Raw genomic sequence first — 17,646 nt, 5'->3', positions numbered from 1 at the left:
GGGCAGCCGCCATGGAAGAGGCCCGGAGCGACACCTCATCGTTCGGCATCGGGGAAAGCGGAAAAGAGGAGCCGGCATCAGCCATGCCGGCATCAAGGAAGGGAGAGCAGCGCCTTGCGCAGCCGACGCAGCGATTCGGCGTCGCCGCTATCGGGCCAGAGCCAGAGGCGCCTGCCGGGCAGGCGCAGCCCGATCAGCCAGGGTCCCAGGTAGTCGCACCGCAGCGGCGCTTGCTGCCAGACCTCACTCCCCGCAGGACGCCAGGCCAGCAGTGGCGCCACACCCTCTCGCGGCTGCAGGCGCAGCGCACCCCGCAGCCGCTGCCGGGCGACATCGATCAGCACGGCAGCCATCAGCGCCGCCGCTGGCAGGGCCGCCCACCAGGTCACGAACGCGCCCAGCCACCCCACCACGCCCAGGGCCATCAGGCCCTGGGCGAGCAACGACAGCCTAGAGGTTGCGATAGTGATCGTTATCGGTGCTCTCGGCATGCTCGACGATCATCTTGACGATGCGGCGACGCTCGGGCTCCTCGGGCCACTCACGGCGCATCAACCAGGCGAAGAGATCCTGATCCTCCTCGTCGATCAGGGTGCGATAGGCGGCCTGGTCGCGCTCGTCGAGGGTATCGTAGCGTTGCTCCAGGAAGGGAATCAGCAGCAGGTCGAGTTCCCACATGCCACGACGGGAATGCCAGTAGAGGCGCTTGCGAAGGGCGGCTGCCGCGGACGAATCGTCGTTCAAGATCGGCCTCGTTGATCCGATGAATGTGTCGACAGTATACCCGAGCCGTCCACCCCCGGCAGCCCGCCCCGATCCACCGTGCCCGCGGCCAAGGCGACTGGCCGAGCAGCGTCGAGCGCGGGTCCGGCAGCGGCACGCAACTTGCGTGTGAAGGCTAGTGCGTTGTTTTATCAAAAGTTGCGCAGTATGCTTTGAGGAACGATCGCCCTGTGCCCCACGGCCGGATCAGGACAGCACGGAGAGAGCCGATGACCAAGTCCGAACTGATCGAACAGATTGCCATGCGACAGCCCGAGCTGTCCGTCAAGGACGTCGAGGCCGCCGTGCGGCTGATCCTGGATGACATCACCGACACCCTCGCGGACGGCGGGCGGGTCGAGATCCGCGGCTTCGGCAGCTTCTCACTGCACTATCGCGAACCGCGCGTCGGCCGCAACCCCAAGACCGGCGAGCCCGTCGATCTCGACGGCAAGTTCGTACCGCACTTCAAGCCCGGCAAGGAGCTGCGCGAGCAGGTGGACGCCAGTCGCGCCCTCGGTTACTGACGGGCGCGCCCGACCGCCCTTCCCACTCTCTTTCACACGACACGGGAATTCACACATGCGTTGGCTCAAAGGCCTGATCCTGGCCGTCATCCTGCTGGTGGTACTGCTGGTCGGCATTCTTTTCGCCGTCAACAACCAGCAAGCCCTGCCCCTCAACCTGATCTGGTTCGAGCTGCCGGCGGCGTCGCTCTCGGTGTGGCTGCTGGCCAGCCTGGTCGTCGGTGTACTGCTTGGCATGCTCGCCATGGGTGGCGTCTACCTGCGCCTGCGCACCCTGCTGACCCGAGCCCAGCGCCACAATCAGCAGCAGCGCAAGGAGCTGGACCAGCTGCGCGTCCAGGAGATGAAGGAACTGCCCTGAGCATGACCGATGTTCTGCTGCTGGCCCTGTTGTTGGCAGCGGTCGCCATCGGCTGGTGGCTCGGCCGCCGCGAACGCCGGAACACCGCCCCCGCGCCTCAGTCGCCGACGCTGGCCCGCGATTATTTCGTGGGCCTCAACTATCTGCTCAACGACCAGCAGGACCGCGCCATCGAGACCTTCATCGGCGCCCTGGAGGTCAACAGCGATACCATCGAGACGCACATCGCCCTGGGCAACCTGTTCCGCACCCGCGGCGAGGCCGACCGGGCGGTCAAGGTCCACCAGAACCTGCTGGCACGTCCCACGCTCAGCGCCCAACAGGGCGACCGCGTTCAGCTGGAGCTGTCACGCGACTTCCTGCAGCTCGGCCTGCTGGACCGCGCCGAGCGACTGCTCTACTCGCTGATCAAGGACAGCCATAACGGCGAGCATCGCCATGCCGCCAGGCAACTGCTGGTCGACCTGCTGGAACGGGAAGGCGAGTACCAGCAGGCACTGGACGTGGCCCAGCCGGCGCTGATCAAGGAAAGCAACGACGTGCGGCGCGCCGCCGCCCACTGGCTGTGCGAGATCGCCGACCAGGAGCGCCAGTCGGCGAGCCCGGTGTTGGCACGTCGCCATCTCAAGCAGGCGCTTTCCACCGACCGCCAGTGCGTTCGCGCCAATCTGATGCTGGCCGACATGGCACTGGAGACAGGCCAGTACCGCCAGGCGATCCGGCTGCTGCAGCGAATTCCCGACCAGGACAAGCACTTCATTCCGACCCTGCTAGAACCGCTGGGACGCGCCTATCGGCTGCTCGACGATGAAGAGGGACTGATTCGTCACCTCGAGTCGCTGCTCGAGACCGCGCCCTATACCAGCGTGATCATCATGCTGGCCGAGGCCCTGCGCCGCCATCATGGTGATACGGAGGCCGCCCAGGCGCTGCTGACCCGAGAGCTGGAGCGCTCGCCGAGCCTCGGCGCCGTCGACTACCTGATTCGGCTCTACCACCAGCAGGAAGGTGGCACGGGCAACCCGCGCATCGAACTGCTGCAGCGCCACACCCACACGCTGCTCCAGGCCCGCCCCCGCCATCGCTGCCAGCGCTGCGGCTTCAGCGGCGAACCGCTGCTGTGGCAGTGCCCCCGCTGTCGCAGCTGGGGCACCACCAAACCGATCACCGGGATCGAAGGCGAATAGCCAACCCTCAGCCCGTCGCCAGCTCCGCCTCGATGGCGGCCAGCGCCGCCATGGGATCCTCTGCCTGGGTGACCGGGCGCCCCACCACCAGATGGGTACTGCCCGCTGCCATGGCCGTTGTCGGCGTCATCACGCGCCGCTGATCGCCGGCGTCCGCCGTGGCCGGACGAATGCCCGGCGTCACCTTGAGGAAGTCGTCGCCGCACAGGGTGCGCAGCCGCCCGGCTTCCTGGGCCGAACATACCACCCCGTCCATGCCGCTATCGCGCGCCAGGGCCGCCAACCGCTCGACCTGCTCCGCGGGCGTGGCCGTCACCCCCACCTCTGACAGGTCCTCGGCCGCCATGCTGGTCAGCACCGTCACCGCGATCAGGTGAGTGGACAGATCATGCTGGACCAGACGCTGCTTGGCCGCCTCCATCATCCGCCCGCCGCCACCGGCGTGCACGTTGACCATCCACACGCCCTGTTCGGCGGCGGCCTGCACGGCACCGGCCACGGTGTTCGGAATGTCGTGGAACTTGAGGTCCAGGAACACCTCGAAGCCGCGCCCGTGCAGGGCCTCGAGCACGTCGGGGCCGCTTCGCGTGAACAACTCCTTGCCCACCTTGACCCGGCAACGGGCCGGATCGAGCCGGTCGGCCATGCACAGGGCGGCGTCCAGGGAGGCGTAATCGAGGGCGATGATCAGGGGAGACGCGGTGGGCACGGGCAGGGCTCCTGGTAGCTGATTGAACCTGCGCAGTATATCAGCCAACGCCCCAATCGCATGGGGAGATCACGACTCGCAGGCGTCGTCCATCGACGACAAGACACCGAGGCGATGGCTCGCACCCAAGCGCCCCCGACGCCACTAGCTTGAGACAGGTGCCGCCACGGCACCCGGGCTCACCCGTTCGCCCGCCACCCCCATCGAGAGAGGTCCCTGCCATGAAAACACGCTACATCACCGGTATCGCCGCCCTGGGCCTGACGCTGATGCTCGGCCTGGTATCACCGGCCATCGCACAGGACATGGCGCCGATCGACGTCAACACCGCCGATGTCACCCTGCTCGCCGAGCTGCCGGGCATCGGCGAGACTCGGGCCGCCGCCATCGTCGAAGACCGCGAGGCCAACGGCCCCTTCGAGAGCGCCGACGACCTTTCCCGGGTCAGCGGTATCGGTGAGATGACCGTACAGGGCCTCTCCGATCAAGTCACCTTCTGACCGCATCGACGGCGGACCCATCCTGCATCGGCGCCCCGATGCAGGATGGCACCTTGCCGACCGCGCCTAGATCCTGAGCCCGCCGTCACACTCCAGCACCCGCCCGGTGAAATAGTCGTTGGCGAAGATGAAGGCCACGCTCTCGGCGATATCGCCGGGCTGGCCCATGTGGCGCAACGGGATCTGCGACGCGATGCGATCGCGGATGTCCTCGCGCAGTTCGGCCGTCATTTCGGTCTCGATGAAGCCCGGCGCCACCGCCCCCACCCGAATGCCGTACCGGGACAGCTCCTGAGCCCAGGTCACCGTCAGCGAAGCGACCCCGGCCTTGGCCGCCGCGTAGTTGCTCTGGCCGACATTGCCACCGCGCACCACGCTGGAGATATTGACGATCACGCCCTGGCGATCGGCCTCGATCATGCGGGTGGCGGCCTCACGCCCGCACAGGAAGACGCCGGTCAGGTTGACGTCGATCACCCGCTGCCAGTCGGACAGCGACAGACGCGCCGACACCTGGCCGTCACGTGCCTTGACCAGCAGGCCGTCGCGCACGATGCCGGCGTTGTTGACCAGGCCATCGAGAGGCCCAAGAGATTCGCCGACGGCCGTGAAGGCCTCCGCCACGGAGGCCTCGTCGGCCACGTCGACGACAAACCCCCGCGCCATGATATCGGCCTCCGCCAGCCGGCTCACGGCGGCATCCAGGCTGTCGCCGTCTCGGTCGAGCAGCGCCACGGTCGCGCCCTCCCGGCCGAGGCGCTCGGCCATCGCCAGCCCCAGGCCTCGGGCGCCACCGGTGATGGCGATGATGCGATCCTGCAGTGTCATGTCGAATCTCCCCACGCTGATGATCGTGCGTCGCTGCCGGAGCGCAGAAAGGCCGGCGCCGACATCCTTCGTGCCTAGCTTATCCCGAATGTTGCGATGCAACACTCCGCCCTTCGAACGAGGCTTGATTTCCCACCACGACGCCCCCATTAAACCGGCATTCGTCAACGCGGAGTCATCATGCCCTTTCTCGCTTTCTTTACCGTCTTCGCCCTGCTCGACTTCGTCCTGCTGTTCACGGTCGGCAGCCACATCGGGCTGCTGACCACCCTGGCCCTGGTGCTGGGCACCGGCTTCCTGGGCCTGCACCTGATCCGTCGGGAAGGCGTCGCCACCTTCGCCCGCGCCCAGGAGCGCATGAACCGTGGCGAGCTGCCCTCCGGCGAGCTGCTGACCGGCGCCGCCCTGATCTTCGGTGGCGCCCTGCTGATGGCCCCGGGCTTCCTGTCCGATGCCCTGGGTTTCATGTGCCTGATTCCGGACGCGCGTCGCCTGCTCGGCCGACTGCTGGGTCGGACAGGCATGCGCTTCCAGGGCGTGCACATGCAGGCCGGTGCCTATCAGGCCCGCCAGGGGCGCGACGCCGACTGGCAGCAGGCCGGCGAATCGCACGAGCCAGGCCAGCGCAGCTCCTCCCGTGATGCTGACGGCGAGCCACTGGAAGGCGACTTCATCGCCCACGACGAGCGGCGCGGCTGAACGGCAAAAAATTTTCGGACGGGGGCTTGAAAGCCCACTGGCCAGCCCCACCTATCCGACAGCAACGAGTTTCGATTCCGGCCCGCCGGAATCATCCCCACGGAAGGCAGGCGCCTTCACCCCGCAGCGAGACCTGCGGGTTGATGATGAAAACGCCGGGGCAGCGACGCTCCGGCACAGCAAACCATCAGGAGAACGTGAGCAATGAACATCCGTCCCTTGCACGATCGCGTCGTCATCCGTCGCGTCGAAGAAGAACAGAAAACCGCTGGCGGCATCGTGCTCCCGGGCAGCGCCCAGGAAAAGCCGACGCGTGGCGAAGTCCTCGCCGTCGGTAACGGCCGGATCCTGGACAGCGGCGACGTTCGCCCGCTCGACGTCAAGGTCGGCGACACCGTGATCTTCAAGGATGGCTTCGGCGTCGAGAAGCAGAAGATCGACGGTGAAGAAGTGCTGATCATGAGCGAGTCCGACATCCTGGCCGTCGTCGAAGGCTGAGCCTAGACCGCCACCCGCTCGAAACCGACGTTCACGAACTCACAGGAAACCTACGAAAATGGCAGCGAAACAAGTCAAGTTCTCCAGCGATGCCCGCACTCGCATGGCCAAGGGTGTCGACACCCTGGCCAACGCCGTCAAGGCCACCCTGGGCCCGAAGGGCCGCAACGTGGTCCTGGAAAAGTCCTTCGGTGCACCGACCGTGACCAAGGACGGCGTTTCCGTGGCCAAGGAAATCGAGCTCAAGGACAAGTTCGAGAACATGGGCGCGCAGATGGTCAAGGAAGTCGCTTCCAAGACCTCCGACGTCGCCGGTGACGGCACCACCACCGCCACCGTGCTGGCCCAGTCCATCGTCAACGAAGGCCTGAAGGGCGTCATCGCCGGCATGAACCCGATGGACCTGAAGCGTGGCATCGACCAGGCCATCCAGGCCGCGGTCAAGGAAGTCGGCGAGCTGGCCGTGCCGTGCACCGACTCCAACGCCATCGCCCAGGTCGGTACCATCTCCGCCAACGGCGACAACAACATCGGCAAGATCATCGCCGAGGCCATGGAGAAGGTCGGCAAGGAAGGCGTCATCACCGTCGACGAAGGCCGTGGCTTCGAAGACGAGCTGGACGTCGTGGAAGGCATGCAGTTCGATCGCGGCTACCTGTCGCCGTACTTCGTGACCAACCAGGACACCATGGCCGTGGAACTGGAAGATCCGTTCATCCTGCTGGTGGACAAGAAGATCTCCAACATCCGCGAGCTGCTGCCGACCCTCGAGGCCGTCGCCAAGGCCGGCAAGCCGCTGGTGATCATCGCCGAGGACATCGAAGGCGAAGCCCTGGCCACCCTGGTGGTCAACACCATGCGCGGCATCGTCAAGGTCGCGGCCGCCAAGGCGCCGGGCTTCGGCGACCGTCGCAAGGCCATGCTGCAGGACATCGCCATCCTGACCGGCGGTACCGTGATCTCCGAGGAAGTGGGTCTGGACCTCGAGCAGGCCAACCTGGACCACCTGGGCACCGCCAAGCGCGTGACCATGTCCAAGGAAAACACCACCATCATCGATGGTGCCGGCCAGGACGCTGACATCGAGGCTCGCGTCAACCAGATCCGCGCCCAGATCGAAGAGACGTCCTCCGACTACGATCGCGAGAAGCTCCAGGAGCGCGTCGCCAAGCTGGCCGGCGGTGTCGCCGTGATCCGCGTCGGTGCCGCGACCGAAGTGGAGATGAAGGAGAAGAAGGCTCGCGTCGAGGACGCCCTGCACTCCACTCGCGCCGCGGTCGAGGAAGGCGTGGTGCCTGGCGGTGGTACCGCCCTGATCCGCGTGCTGACCAAGGTCGCCGGCCTCAAGGGCGAGAACGAGGACCAGACCCACGGCATCGCCATCGCCGTGCGCGCCATGGAAGCTCCGCTGCGCCAGATCGTCACCAACGCCGGCCAGGAGGCTTCCGTCATCCTGAACCGCGTCAAGGACGGTGAAGGCAACTTCGGCTACAACGCCCAGACCGGCGAGTTCGGCGACCTGTTCGACATGGGCGTGCTGGACCCGGCCAAGGTGACCCGTAGCGCCCTGCAGTCCGCAGGTTCCGTCGCCGGCCTGATGATCACCACCGAGTGCATGATCGCCGACGACCCGGACGAGCAGGACGCTGCCGGTGGCGGCGACATGGGTGGCATGGGCGGCATGGGAGGCATGGGCGGCATGATGTAAGCCGGTCCCTTCTTCCAGGCCACGCCTGAGACAGACCCCCGCCGGGCAACCGGCGGGGGTCTTCTCGTTAAGGGGAATGGCGGCTTGGCGGCCTGGCGGCCTGACGCGGTAAGATACTCGCTCCAAGTCTCCCATCTTCTGGCTGCCCTACTGTCCATGCTCTCCCATATCCGCATCGTCCTCGTCCAGACCTATCACCCCGGCAATATCGGCGCCTCGGCGCGGGCCATGAAGACCATGGGGCTCACCGACCTGGTGCTGGTCAACCCGCGCGACTTCCCTCACCCCGAGGCCAGCCGACTGGCCGCCGGCGCCGAGGACCTCGTCGACGCAGCCCGGGTGGTCGGCTCGCTGGAAGAGGCCGTGAGCGACTGCGTCCAGGTGATCGGCGCCAGCGCCCGACTGCGCAGCATGCCCCTGCCCCACTTCGACGAGCCCGCCGAGATGGCCGAGTCGCTGGTGGACCACGCCGCAGATGATCCCGTCGCCCTGGTGTTCGGCCGCGAGCGCTTCGGGCTGACCAACGACGAGATCCGCTGCTGCAGTCACCAGGTCAGCATTCCCGCCAACCCGGACTACGGCGTGCTCAACCTCTCCCAGGCCGTTCAGGTACTCGCCTACGAGACCTTTCGCGCCTGGCGACAGCGCCCGGACAGCGGCTTCCAGGCCGCTCCGCCGGCCCAGGATCGCCAGCCGACCCGGGAACAGCTGGGCCACTTCCACGACCATTTGTCTCGCCTGATGCAGGCCAGCGGTTTTATCACTCAGCCCCATGCCCGCACCGAGGAACAGCTGCAGGCGCTGTTCGCTCGTGCCCAGCCCTCGCGCAAGGAGCTCTCGCTGTTGCGCGGGCTGTTGAGTTCGCTGGAGCCTGACGCGGAAGGCTGACCCCCGAAGAGGGATACGGAAGCCAAAGCACGACCGACATCGAATCGTCATCGCCGATTCACCCCACCGTCATGCGCCTGGCCGACACTACAACGGCTCAAGACAGGAATCGGCAACGGACACTGCCACTCGCTTCGCCAGGGACGCACGGGGCAGGACGCCCCCAAGGGACGCCGATCTCGGCATCGGGACGATGCCCAGGGAGGAATGCAAGATCGCCACGACGCTCGCGTCGTGGCGTTTTTCTTGGTGGAAAGGATATCCCGGTGGCACAGTGAAGGTCTGGCGACCAGGAGGTCTTGATGAGCGACGAACGTGACGAGCCCCGGGTATCCCGCGACGATCCACCTCGGCTGCTCCACGACGAGCTCCCCGAGGAACACGAGGATCCGCTGATCGGCTGGCTTCACCGCATCATTCGCGTCGGTGTGAAGGCACTGGCCGTGCTGATGGTGTTCGTGATCCTGTGGGGCATCTTCGATGTCGTCTACGTGCTTTACCAGGAGCTCGCCTCACCTCCCTTCCTGCTGCTCGAGGTCGGCGACATCTTCCGGCTGTTCGGCGCCTTCATGGTGGTCCTGATCGCCATCGAGATCTTCATCAACATCCGCCTCTACCTGGGTACCAACGTTCTCCCCATCCAACTGGTCGTCGCCACGGCGCTGATGGCCATCGCCCGTAAGGTCATCGTGCTGGACATCTCGACCGTCTCCGCCGAATACGTGCTGTCCATCGCGGCCGTGGTACTGGCGCTGGGCGTGACCCACTGGCTGGTGGCCAGGAAACACTGAAGAGCACGCGCCTCGGTCTGGCCACGCCCTACTGGCAGGGTGACCCGAAGGGCCGGTAACCTCATACGATGAGCGAGCCCGCCTCCCAGGACAGGGCCCACATCCACCGTGCATCGAGAGAGGCCCCATGCCCCGCTTCGCCGACCACCTCTATTCGCCCGGTCCCGACAATCCCTTTCCCGGCCTCGCGGCGCTGCAGCGGCGTCTGGGCCACGCCATTCCGCACCGGCTGGGCTCCAACGAGGGGCTCGACATGCCCCATACCGCGCTGCGTGAGCACTTCGGCGAGGCCATGGCCGAGCACGTCACCTGCTACGGCGACGCCGAAGCCATGGCCCTGCGTGAGCGCCTGGCGCGTCGCCACGGTTTCGACGTCGACAGCCTGCTGGTGGATGCCGGCTGCGACAGCCTGCTGGCCCTGGCCCTTCGCACCGTGGCACCGACCGGCACCACCGTGATCGCCTCCGCCGGCACCTACCCGACCTTCGGCTACTTCGCCCGTGGCCAGGGCTGCCGCCTGGTGGAAGTCGACTATCGAGAGAATGAGGAAGGCCTGGCGCCGAACCTCGACGCCCTGGCCGAGGCCACCCGACGGGAAAACGCCCGCCTGGTGTACCTGGCCAATCCGGATAACCCCACCGGCCACCGCCATGAGGTCGACGACGTCACCCGGCTACGCGAGGCGCTTCCCGAGGACTGCTGGCTGCTGCTGGACGAGGCCTATCATGACTTCCGCGACGATGCCGACGCGCCCGGATTCACCCGCGCCCTGCCCGGCGTGATTCGCTGCCGCACGCTGTCGAAGGCCATGGGGCTGGCCGGATTGCGCGTCGGCTACGCGATCGTCGAGCCCGAGACCCGCGCGATGATGCAGAAGGTGCGCATCCACTATGCGGTGTCGTCACTCAGCCTGGCGGCCGCCGAGCGGGTGCTGGATCACCCTGCCGAGATAGACCGTCATCTGCGCGACGTCATCGCGCGGCGCGAGCGGCTGACGGCGCATTTCCGTGCCCTGGGTGCCGACGTGCTGCCGAGCGCCACCAACTTCATCGCCCTTCGCCTGCCCAGCGCCGAGCTGGCCGCACGCGTGCACGCCAGGTTGCTGGACGAGGGCAAACTGACCGCCCGCGCGGCTCATCCGGCACTCGGCCACCTGCTGCGGATCACCGCCGTGGAGGATGCCCTGGTGCCGGGCCGGCTGGCGACGCTGGAAGCGGCACTCGCGGAAGGAAACGAAGGCGAGTAGGCAGGCGGCGCCGCTCAGCAACGGCCCTGCATGGCCAGCCCGGGCGGGCAGAAGCCACCGCGACGACGATGATCGCCGTAGTCACGATGGTGCCTGTGGTGGCGACGCTCACGGTAGTGATCGTCATGACGACGATAGTGGCGATACTCGCGCCGCTCGTGATGACGGTGGCCATCGTGATAGCCACCGATCTCCACCAGAGGGCCGGTGTCGATGCGCGCCGGCGTGTAGCTGCACCCCGTCATCAGCAGAACGGCCGCCAATGCCAGGCCCCCCATGACGCCGCGGCGACGTGAGACGGTCATCTCAGCAGCGTCCTTTCTTCGCCTGGCCCGGTGGGCAGAAGCCACCACCATGGCGGTGATAGTCGCGATCGTGGTGCCCACCGATCTCGAGCAGCGGTTCGGGATCGATACGGGCGGGGGTGTAGCTGCAGCCGGCCAGAAACAGGGCAGCAAGCAGCAGGGTCGCAAGGGTCAGCGGGCGATGTGACATGGTGCCTCCTGGGCCAGATGAATGGCTGCCATTCTAGCGAAGCCGCAGAGCCTTACCCATGTGGCGCAACGCCGACACGAACCGTCTCAAAATACCAACAGGTTGATTGTGTTATCGTCGACAAGCCGCGCCGTTGAGCGCCTGAGGCCCGCTCATCCCCCTCCGTTACAGGCCCACATCGAGAGGTTTATCCTCGAAGTCTGCACACTGCAAGAAAGCGAAGGAGTCGCCGTGAAATACCTCGAAATCAACGTCAGAACGGCCGCCATCATCCATGGCTTCGACGGCGATAATCGCGAAATCCGCGAGCCGGGCCAGGACGACTTCACCACCAAGCTGGTGGCCATCGAACGCATTCAGTCGATCAGCGAGCAGTACCTGCTGGTGACGGGTTCGCACGGGCGCGTGATGTACTGGGAATACGAAGGGGGCCTGGCGCAGCTGCGCGACCGGCTGGACGCGGCGGGGCTGATGCTCTGAGACGCCTGTATCAATCCCGACGCAGCGGCCTGACCGCCATCGGCGGGCTGGCGTTCGGCCCTTCTGCCCTGCCCGATCAAAGCCACCCGATGATGCTGATACCTGCGCTCAGGCCGAGCACCAGTACGAGAAGCGGCTCACCCATGCGAGCGATTGCTGGCCCGGATGAGGCAACGGTGTCGTGGCAGCGGCGTCATCTGCTGGAGCAGCGTGGCGGCGAACGGCCCAGCTTTAATTTAGAAAACAATAATATTGTCATTTTTCGCCACTATCCTCCCTTGCTCGACTAACGTTTGATCTATCTGAAGGGATTACAGTATGCAGACGCTATTCAGACGCTCGCTCGTGGCGCTTTCCATCACCGCCGCCATGGCGGGAGCCGCCTCCGGAACCGCCGTCGCTCAGGAAGGGCCGGCCAAGAACGTCATCCTGATGATCACCGACGGGGCGGGAATCGAAACCTTCCGTGCGGCAAGCTATTTCCGCCACGGAGCGCTGGGCCACGAAATCTACGACGACTTCGACACCCAGCTGTTCATGGCGACTCACCCGCTCACTACCGCCAAGGCGCCAACCCACAGTAACGACGGCCGGGTCACCTTCGAGCCGAGCGAGCTGTGGAACGACGACACCGTGGATACCGTCTACGAAGGCAATCTCGGCAACTACAAGGGGTATTTCGCCGGCTACGACTACGCCCGCGCCGACTACACCGACAGCGCCGCCGCCGCCACGGCTCTGGCGTCCGGCCAGAAGAGCTACAACAGTGCCATCAACTGGTCCAACGATGATGCGCCGCTCAAGCATATCGGCGAGTACACCGTCGAAAGTGGCCGGGCGCTGGGCGTGGTCTCTTCGGTACAGATCTCTCACGCCACGCCGGCGGGCTTTCTGGCCCACAACATCAGCCGCAACGACTACACCGCCATTGGCCGCGAGATCGTCGATTCCGGGCTTGCCACCGTTGCCATTGGCACGGGACATCCCTATTTCGATGCCGCTGGAGAGCGCATCGACGAGCCGGGCGAGAGCAATTTCCGCTTCATCGGCGGTGAAGAGACCTACCAGCGCCTGGTGGACGGTGAGACGGACTACGCCTTCATCGAAAGCAAGGACGACTTCGAATCCCTGGCCTCCGGTGAGTTCGACCTGCCCAAGGAGAACGTGCTGGGCCTGGTTCAGAACATTCAGACCCTGCAGTACAACCGCCCCGGCGTAGGTGCCGGCGACTTGCTCGACACCTCGCCGAGCCTGTCGACCCTGACCGGCGCCGCCCTCAACGTGTTGAACGCCAGCGACGATGGCCGCGACAACGGTTTCTTCCTGATGGTCGAAGGTGGCGCCGTCGACTGGGCCGCCCACGCCAACAACCTGCCGCGCATCATCGAAGAGCAGATCGACTTCAACGAAGCCGTCGAAGCGGCGGTCGATTGGGTCGAGAGCGAGAGCTCCTGGGACGACACCCTGATCATCGTCACCACCGACCACGGCAACGGCCTGCTGGAAGGCCCGACCTCCGACGTCGAGGCCTACAGCCCGGTCGTCAACCAGGGCGCCGGCGCGCTGCCGCTGGTCCGCTGGCACTCCGATACCCACACTCGCGAGCTGGTGCCGCTTTACGCTCACGGTGCGGGAGCCGACTACTTCGTCGACATCGCGGAGCCCGAAGAGGGCCTGGCGATCTACGAGGTGGATGAAGACAGCCGCTACTGGATCGACAATACCGACGTGTTCCACGCCGGTATGCACGCCTTCGGTCTCGACGCCGACTAAACGTCCGAACGTTGCGCCGGAGCCGCCCATGGGCGGCTCCGTGCGTTGGTTATTCCGTGTTTTGTATCGAGTTTACCCATGACCCTTCGCGTATTGTTCACACTCTTGCTGCTGATGCTCACCAGCACCGGCACTTTCGCCCTCGACGCCGAGCGCTTCCCTACCGCCAGCGGCCACGCCTATGCCGAACCTTATCGGGCGGTGCGCAAGGAGGGGGTCCTCCACGTCGAGCTACGCTTCGTTACCGATTACGCCGGTTACTCCGGCGAGTTGATCTACAAGGACATTCCGCTAGAGCGCGTCGATGGACTGATCTATGCCGAGTTCGGCGACCAATCGTTCTCCCTGCTTCGCGAGAACGGGCGGGTCGTCGCCCCGAACAGCCTCCGCCTGGGCTTCAACTACGACCCTGAGCGCAACCCGCGGGTCGGTGCCTGGCAGGCCGACTTCGTCGCGCCCCAGCACGATGTCGACGAAATCACGATCTTCATGCCCAACGTCGCCCCCATCGGCCCCATCGCGATTCGCGACCGCTGAATCGCCGCAGCCCCTCTCGTCATCAGGGTGCTCCGGTGGAACTATCGGGGCACTGGCCCATGCCACGCGCCTGGATCCGTGGCCATGGATTCGAGCCGCCTCGGCAAGGCAAAGCGTATCATCGCCTTCAGCGATGCCATCCGCCGCTACCCAACGTCTGCCTTCTGCCAGGCATTCTGCATTGCAGTAGCCTTGAAGCCTGGCAGCGACGCCGGCGCTTAGAACGCGTTCTGCTGTTTTCAGACGCTTTCCGGCGGGCTTTGCCGGCGGCCGATGCCGTCAGCGACAGGGAAGAAGACGGCCCTCCCGCCACCGCCTGATCAGAGCCACCCGATGAAGCTGATATCGTTCACCCAAGCCGAGCACCAGCACAATCAGAAGGCCGTCCGCCGTGAACGGTTGCTCGCCCGGATGGGTAACTGGTGCCATGACAAGGGATGATCGAGGCACTGCCCCGTTCCTATTGTCGAATGGGGCGAAGAGCAGGATGCCCCGGACTCCCGCTGCTGGCATCTGCAGACCCGCGACGAAGGCTTCAGCGACTCTCAAATGCGTCAATGCGGGGGCAGGGCTCTCTCACCTCAGAAAGGAAGCATCGTGATCTCACGACTACCGAGATGGGTCGAATACGGCGCCTTCGTGCTGGCCTTCATCGCCGGCTGCGTCAATGCGGTCGGGCTGCTGGGCTTCGAGCACAAGGCCATCTCTCATCTCTCGGGCACGGCTACCCTGATGGGCACGGGGCTCGCCCACGGCGAGATCACATCGGCCCTGCACCTGGCCGGTATCCTGGGCAGTTTCCTGATCGGCGCGGCACTGTCGGGCTTGGTGCTGCCCGGCAGTTCACTCAGGCTCGGGCGCCACTACGAGACGCTGCTGATTCTCGAGGGGGTGCTGCTGCTGGCCGCCATCCACTTCCTCGACGACGGCTCCCGCCTGGGCCACTACCTGGCCTCCATGGCCTGCGGGCTGCAGAACGCCATGGCCACCACCTACAGCGGCTCGGTGGTCCGCACTACCCATCTTACCGGCACCATCACCGATATCGGGCTGATCCTCGGCAACGCCCTGCGCGGCAAGCCCTTCGACCGGCGGCGCGCCCAGCTGCTGACCCTTCTCGTGGTCGGCTTCGTGGCCGGCGGCGGCACCGGCGCCTGGCTGTTCGCCTCCCTGCATTTCCTGGCACTGGCAATCCCCGCCACGCTCTGCTTCCTGCTGGCACTGGGCTATCGCCTGTTCAGCCATCGGCACGGAGAGGGGTGAAAGCGAGCGCCGAACACAACCAAAAAATCCCCCATCGCGTCGCCCGAAATCGAAAAAAACCGTGGATGGAGCGGCCTCGCGACTTTGCTATCGTCACGGGACACCCACCCGACACGAGGAGCGAGCCGATGGGCGCAGCGCCCCTGCCCGACACCGTCCCCGCCACCATGGCCGCCATGCGACTGGTCGGCCACGGCGACGTGGACCAGCTGGTCTATGCCGAGACCGTGCCCACGCCACGCCCCGGCGCCGGCGAGGTGCTGGTCAAGGTCACCGCCACGGCCAAGAACAACACCGACCGCAAGGCCCGCGAGGGTCTCTACCCGACCAAGGACCAGGGCGACGTGACCTCGTTCGCCATGGGCGGCTCCCCGACGCTGACCTTCCCGCGCATCCAGGGTGCTGACGTCGTCGGCCGGGTGGTCGCCACTGGCGACGGCGTCGAGGCCTCACGGCTGGGCGAGCGTGGCCTGCTCGACTTCAACCTCTACGCCGACGCCCGCCGCGACATCAACCTGACGCCGGACTACTACGGCCACGGCGCCGACGGCGGCTTCGCCGAGTACGTCGCCGTACCCTCGGACCAGTTCCATCATGTGCCCAACGCCGAGCTTGCCGACGCCGAGCTGGCGGCCATGGGCATGTGCTCCTATCAGACCGCCTATCACATGATGACGGCGGCCGGCGTGACGTCGGGCGAACGCGTGCTCGTCACCGGCGCCAGCGGCGGCGTGGGCACCGCCCTGATCCAGCTGTGTCGCGTCGTCGGCGCCATTCCCTACGCCCTGAGCCAGCCCGACAAGGCCGACGCCCTGATCGAACTCGGCGCCGAGGCGGTGCTCGACCGCTCCGACATGAGCGATTTCGAGGAGCGGGTGAAGGCCGTGACCGGCGGTGCCCCGCTCGATGCGGTGATGGACCTGGTGGGCGGCGAGATGACCGACCGCTTCATCGACGCCATGATCTTCGACATGTCGGCCCGCTCGACCTACCCGCGGCTGTCCATCGCCGGCGCCAGCGGCGGCAACGTCAGCGAGATCATGTGGACCCGCATCTATCTTTACCAGGTGCAGATCTTCGGCGTCTCCCACGGCACCCGGGAGGAAGCCGAGCAGCTGATGGAATGGATCCGTGGCGGCCAGCTCAGGCCGGTGCTGCACGCCGCCTTCAGGCTCTCCGATCTGCACGCGGCGGAGCGCTACTTCGTCCATCGCGGCAGCCACTATCTCGGCAAGATCGTGATCGTCCCCGACGCCGAATGGGACGAGCACGGCGCGCCCTTCGCCCTCGAGGGAAAGCAATGAGCAAGCCCGAACTGACGCTGCGGCTGATGGACACCCACGCCGGCGGCGACGTCAGCCGCATCGTGCTCGGCGGCGTCATGCCGTTACCGGGCGCCACCGTGCGCGACCAGATGCACTATCTGCGCGACAGCGCCGACGGCCTGCGCACGCTGCTGCTCGACGAGCCCTACGGCATTCCCGAGATGTCGGTCGATCTGATCGTGCCGCCCAGCGACCCGGAGGCCGCGGCCGGCTATATCATCATGGAAGTGATGGGCTACCCCATCTACTCCGGTTCCAACACCATCTGCACCGCCACCGCGGTGCTCGAGGCCGGGCTGGTGCCCAAGCGCGAGGGGCGCCAGCACTTCCTGCTGGAATCGCCCGCCGGGCGCGTGCAGATCGAGGCGCTGGTCGAGAACGACGTGGTCGAGGCCATCACCTGCGAGGGGCTGCCGAGCTACATCGACACCTACCGCGAGACGATTCACGTCCCGGACATCGGCGAGGTCACCTACAGCGTGGCCTACAGCGGTGGCTTCTACGCCCTGGTGGATGCCACCGAGCTCGGCTTCTCGCTGGTCCGCGAGGAGGAACGCGCCCTGTCCGACTGCGCCTACAAGATCGTCGAGGCGCTGCAGGCCGAGCGCGGCTTCACCCACTACACCCTGGGCGACGTGGGCCCGCTGCCCTTCCTGCACTTCATGGGCCCGGTGACGGAAGTCGCCGACGGCTTCTACCGCTCACGCTCCACCACCTACGTGCATCCCGGCGTGATCTGCCGCAGCACCACCGGCACCGGCACCTCGGCGCGCCTGGCGCTGATGCATCAGGAGGGCCGCATCCGGCCGGGCGACCGGCTCGAGACCGTGTCGCTGCGCGAGACCGGCTTCATCGGCCAGTTCACCGGCACCCGCCAGGAGGGCGGCCAGGCGGTGGTGGAGAACACCATCACCGGCAAGGCCTTCGTGCTGGCGCACTCCGATATCGTCGTCAATCCCGATGACCCCATGATGCGCGACGGCAGCGTGTACCATATCCTCGGCCCGCGGCCCGAGGCCGCGGACTGAAAGCCGGCGCGCCGTTCTTAGGCGCCCCGGGCTTCCCGGGC

At 66.2% G+C, this 17,646-nt stretch carries 22 protein-coding genes; 16 read left to right on the top strand and 6 right to left on the bottom strand.

Annotation, left to right across the window (positions count from 1 at the left end; translation table 11 throughout):
* Nucleotides 1-92: 92 nt before the first annotated feature.
* Entirely contained in the window at nucleotides 93-443 is a 351-nt protein-coding gene (locus tag CVH10_RS14205) for a hypothetical protein (RefSeq protein ID WP_106489022.1), read from the bottom strand.
* Nucleotides 444-450: 7 nt separating this feature from the next.
* Nucleotides 451-744: a succinate dehydrogenase assembly factor 2 gene (locus CVH10_RS14200; protein WP_035595558.1), complete on the bottom strand. Its 294-nt coding sequence runs from the start codon at nucleotides 742-744 to the stop codon at nucleotides 451-453.
* Nucleotides 745-968: 224 nt separating this feature from the next.
* On the opposite strand from CVH10_RS14200, the gene CVH10_RS14195 reads away from it, so the two are divergent.
* Genes CVH10_RS14195 through lapB form a run of 3 tightly spaced genes read left to right on the top strand, consistent with a single transcriptional unit; the run spans nucleotide 969 to nucleotide 2,837 of the window.
* Nucleotides 969-1,289, top strand: coding sequence for an integration host factor subunit beta (locus CVH10_RS14195; protein WP_258393819.1), 321 nt, complete (start codon nucleotides 969-971; stop codon nucleotides 1,287-1,289).
* A gap of 55 nt (nucleotides 1,290-1,344) precedes the next feature.
* Complete coding sequence (locus tag CVH10_RS14190) at nucleotides 1,345-1,650, top strand: lipopolysaccharide assembly protein LapA domain-containing protein (RefSeq protein ID WP_035595562.1); 306 nt, start codon at nucleotides 1,345-1,347, stop codon at nucleotides 1,648-1,650.
* 2 nt (nucleotides 1,651-1,652) lie between these two features.
* Complete coding sequence (lapB, locus tag CVH10_RS14185) at nucleotides 1,653-2,837, top strand: lipopolysaccharide assembly protein LapB (RefSeq protein WP_035595564.1); 1,185 nt, start codon at nucleotides 1,653-1,655, stop codon at nucleotides 2,835-2,837.
* Between the two features lie 7 nt (nucleotides 2,838-2,844).
* Here lapB and pyrF read toward each other — a convergent pair whose 3' ends face one another.
* On the bottom strand, nucleotides 2,845-3,546 hold the full coding sequence (gene pyrF / locus CVH10_RS14180; protein WP_106489021.1) for an orotidine-5'-phosphate decarboxylase: 702 nt from the start codon (nucleotides 3,544-3,546) through the stop codon (nucleotides 2,845-2,847).
* 221 nt (nucleotides 3,547-3,767) lie between these two features.
* On the opposite strand from pyrF, the gene CVH10_RS14175 reads away from it, so the two are divergent.
* The gene (locus CVH10_RS14175) at nucleotides 3,768-4,046 is read left to right on the top strand and encodes a ComEA family DNA-binding protein (RefSeq protein ID WP_035595567.1); all 279 of its coding nucleotides are present in this window, start codon (nucleotides 3,768-3,770) and stop codon (nucleotides 4,044-4,046) included.
* Nucleotides 4,047-4,112: 66 nt separating this feature from the next.
* On the opposite strand, the gene CVH10_RS14170 is transcribed toward CVH10_RS14175, so the two are convergent.
* Entirely contained in the window at nucleotides 4,113-4,874 is a 762-nt protein-coding gene (locus CVH10_RS14170) for an SDR family NAD(P)-dependent oxidoreductase (protein ID WP_106489020.1), read from the bottom strand.
* 180 nt (nucleotides 4,875-5,054) lie between these two features.
* Here CVH10_RS14170 and CVH10_RS14165 point away from each other — a divergent pair, with 180 nt between their 5' ends.
* From CVH10_RS14165 to CVH10_RS14140, 6 genes are all read left to right on the top strand, one after another.
* The gene (locus CVH10_RS14165; RefSeq protein WP_035595570.1) at nucleotides 5,055-5,573 is read left to right on the top strand and encodes an FxsA family protein; all 519 of its coding nucleotides are present in this window, start codon (nucleotides 5,055-5,057) and stop codon (nucleotides 5,571-5,573) included.
* Nucleotides 5,574-5,777: 204 nt separating this feature from the next.
* On the top strand, nucleotides 5,778-6,071 hold the full coding sequence (locus CVH10_RS14160; protein ID WP_035595572.1) for a co-chaperone GroES: 294 nt from the start codon (nucleotides 5,778-5,780) through the stop codon (nucleotides 6,069-6,071).
* A gap of 58 nt (nucleotides 6,072-6,129) precedes the next feature.
* Nucleotides 6,130-7,779 carry a chaperonin GroEL gene (gene groL / locus CVH10_RS14155; RefSeq protein ID WP_035595573.1) on the top strand — a complete coding sequence of 550 codons (1,650 nt, stop codon included), beginning with the start codon at nucleotides 6,130-6,132 and terminating at the stop codon, nucleotides 7,777-7,779.
* Nucleotides 7,780-7,935: 156 nt separating this feature from the next.
* Nucleotides 7,936-8,667: an RNA methyltransferase gene (locus CVH10_RS14150; protein WP_106489019.1), complete on the top strand. Its 732-nt coding sequence runs from the start codon at nucleotides 7,936-7,938 to the stop codon at nucleotides 8,665-8,667.
* A gap of 302 nt (nucleotides 8,668-8,969) precedes the next feature.
* The gene (locus CVH10_RS14145) at nucleotides 8,970-9,458 is read left to right on the top strand and encodes a phosphate-starvation-inducible PsiE family protein (RefSeq protein ID WP_052052447.1); all 489 of its coding nucleotides are present in this window, start codon (nucleotides 8,970-8,972) and stop codon (nucleotides 9,456-9,458) included.
* A 127-nt stretch (nucleotides 9,459-9,585) separates the two neighbouring features.
* Entirely contained in the window at nucleotides 9,586-10,704 is a 1,119-nt protein-coding gene (locus tag CVH10_RS14140; RefSeq protein ID WP_106489018.1) for a histidinol-phosphate transaminase, read from the top strand.
* A 14-nt stretch (nucleotides 10,705-10,718) separates the two neighbouring features.
* Here CVH10_RS14140 and CVH10_RS14135 read toward each other — a convergent pair whose 3' ends face one another.
* Nucleotides 10,719-11,009, bottom strand: coding sequence for a hypothetical protein (locus tag CVH10_RS14135; RefSeq protein WP_369335809.1), 291 nt, complete (start codon nucleotides 11,007-11,009; stop codon nucleotides 10,719-10,721).
* 1 nt (nucleotide 11,010) lies between these two features.
* A complete protein-coding gene (locus CVH10_RS14130; protein WP_035595579.1) occupies nucleotides 11,011-11,199 on the bottom strand; it encodes a hypothetical protein in 189 nt (62 codons plus the stop codon).
* A gap of 231 nt (nucleotides 11,200-11,430) precedes the next feature.
* Between CVH10_RS14130 and CVH10_RS14125 the strand changes: the two genes are divergently transcribed.
* The 6 genes from CVH10_RS14125 (at nucleotide 11,431) to CVH10_RS14100 (ending at nucleotide 17,605) form a co-directional block, all read left to right on the top strand.
* A complete protein-coding gene (locus CVH10_RS14125; RefSeq protein ID WP_106489017.1) occupies nucleotides 11,431-11,679 on the top strand; it encodes a hypothetical protein in 249 nt (82 codons plus the stop codon).
* Between the two features lie 318 nt (nucleotides 11,680-11,997).
* A complete protein-coding gene (locus CVH10_RS14120; RefSeq protein ID WP_106489016.1) occupies nucleotides 11,998-13,452 on the top strand; it encodes an alkaline phosphatase in 1,455 nt (484 codons plus the stop codon).
* A 78-nt stretch (nucleotides 13,453-13,530) separates the two neighbouring features.
* The gene (locus CVH10_RS14115; RefSeq protein WP_106489015.1) at nucleotides 13,531-13,989 is read left to right on the top strand and encodes a hypothetical protein; all 459 of its coding nucleotides are present in this window, start codon (nucleotides 13,531-13,533) and stop codon (nucleotides 13,987-13,989) included.
* A gap of 597 nt (nucleotides 13,990-14,586) precedes the next feature.
* A complete protein-coding gene (locus tag CVH10_RS14110; protein WP_106489014.1) occupies nucleotides 14,587-15,252 on the top strand; it encodes a YoaK family protein in 666 nt (221 codons plus the stop codon).
* A 128-nt stretch (nucleotides 15,253-15,380) separates the two neighbouring features.
* Nucleotides 15,381-16,556 (top strand): zinc-binding dehydrogenase, encoded by a 1,176-nt coding sequence (locus CVH10_RS14105; protein WP_106489013.1) that lies wholly within the window; start codon nucleotides 15,381-15,383, stop codon nucleotides 16,554-16,556.
* A complete protein-coding gene (locus CVH10_RS14100) occupies nucleotides 16,553-17,605 on the top strand; it encodes a proline racemase family protein (protein WP_106489012.1) in 1,053 nt (350 codons plus the stop codon). The genes CVH10_RS14105 and CVH10_RS14100 overlap by 4 nt, the downstream gene beginning before the upstream one ends.
* Nucleotides 17,606-17,646: the final 41 nt, after the last annotated feature.

Source organism: Halomonas sp. ND22Bw (assembly GCF_003011945.1).
GTDB lineage: Bacteria > Pseudomonadota > Gammaproteobacteria > Pseudomonadales > Halomonadaceae > Halomonas > Halomonas halophila.
Note: the sequence above shows the minus strand (reverse complement) of the source record. Positions and strands in the feature narration are given on the sequence as shown.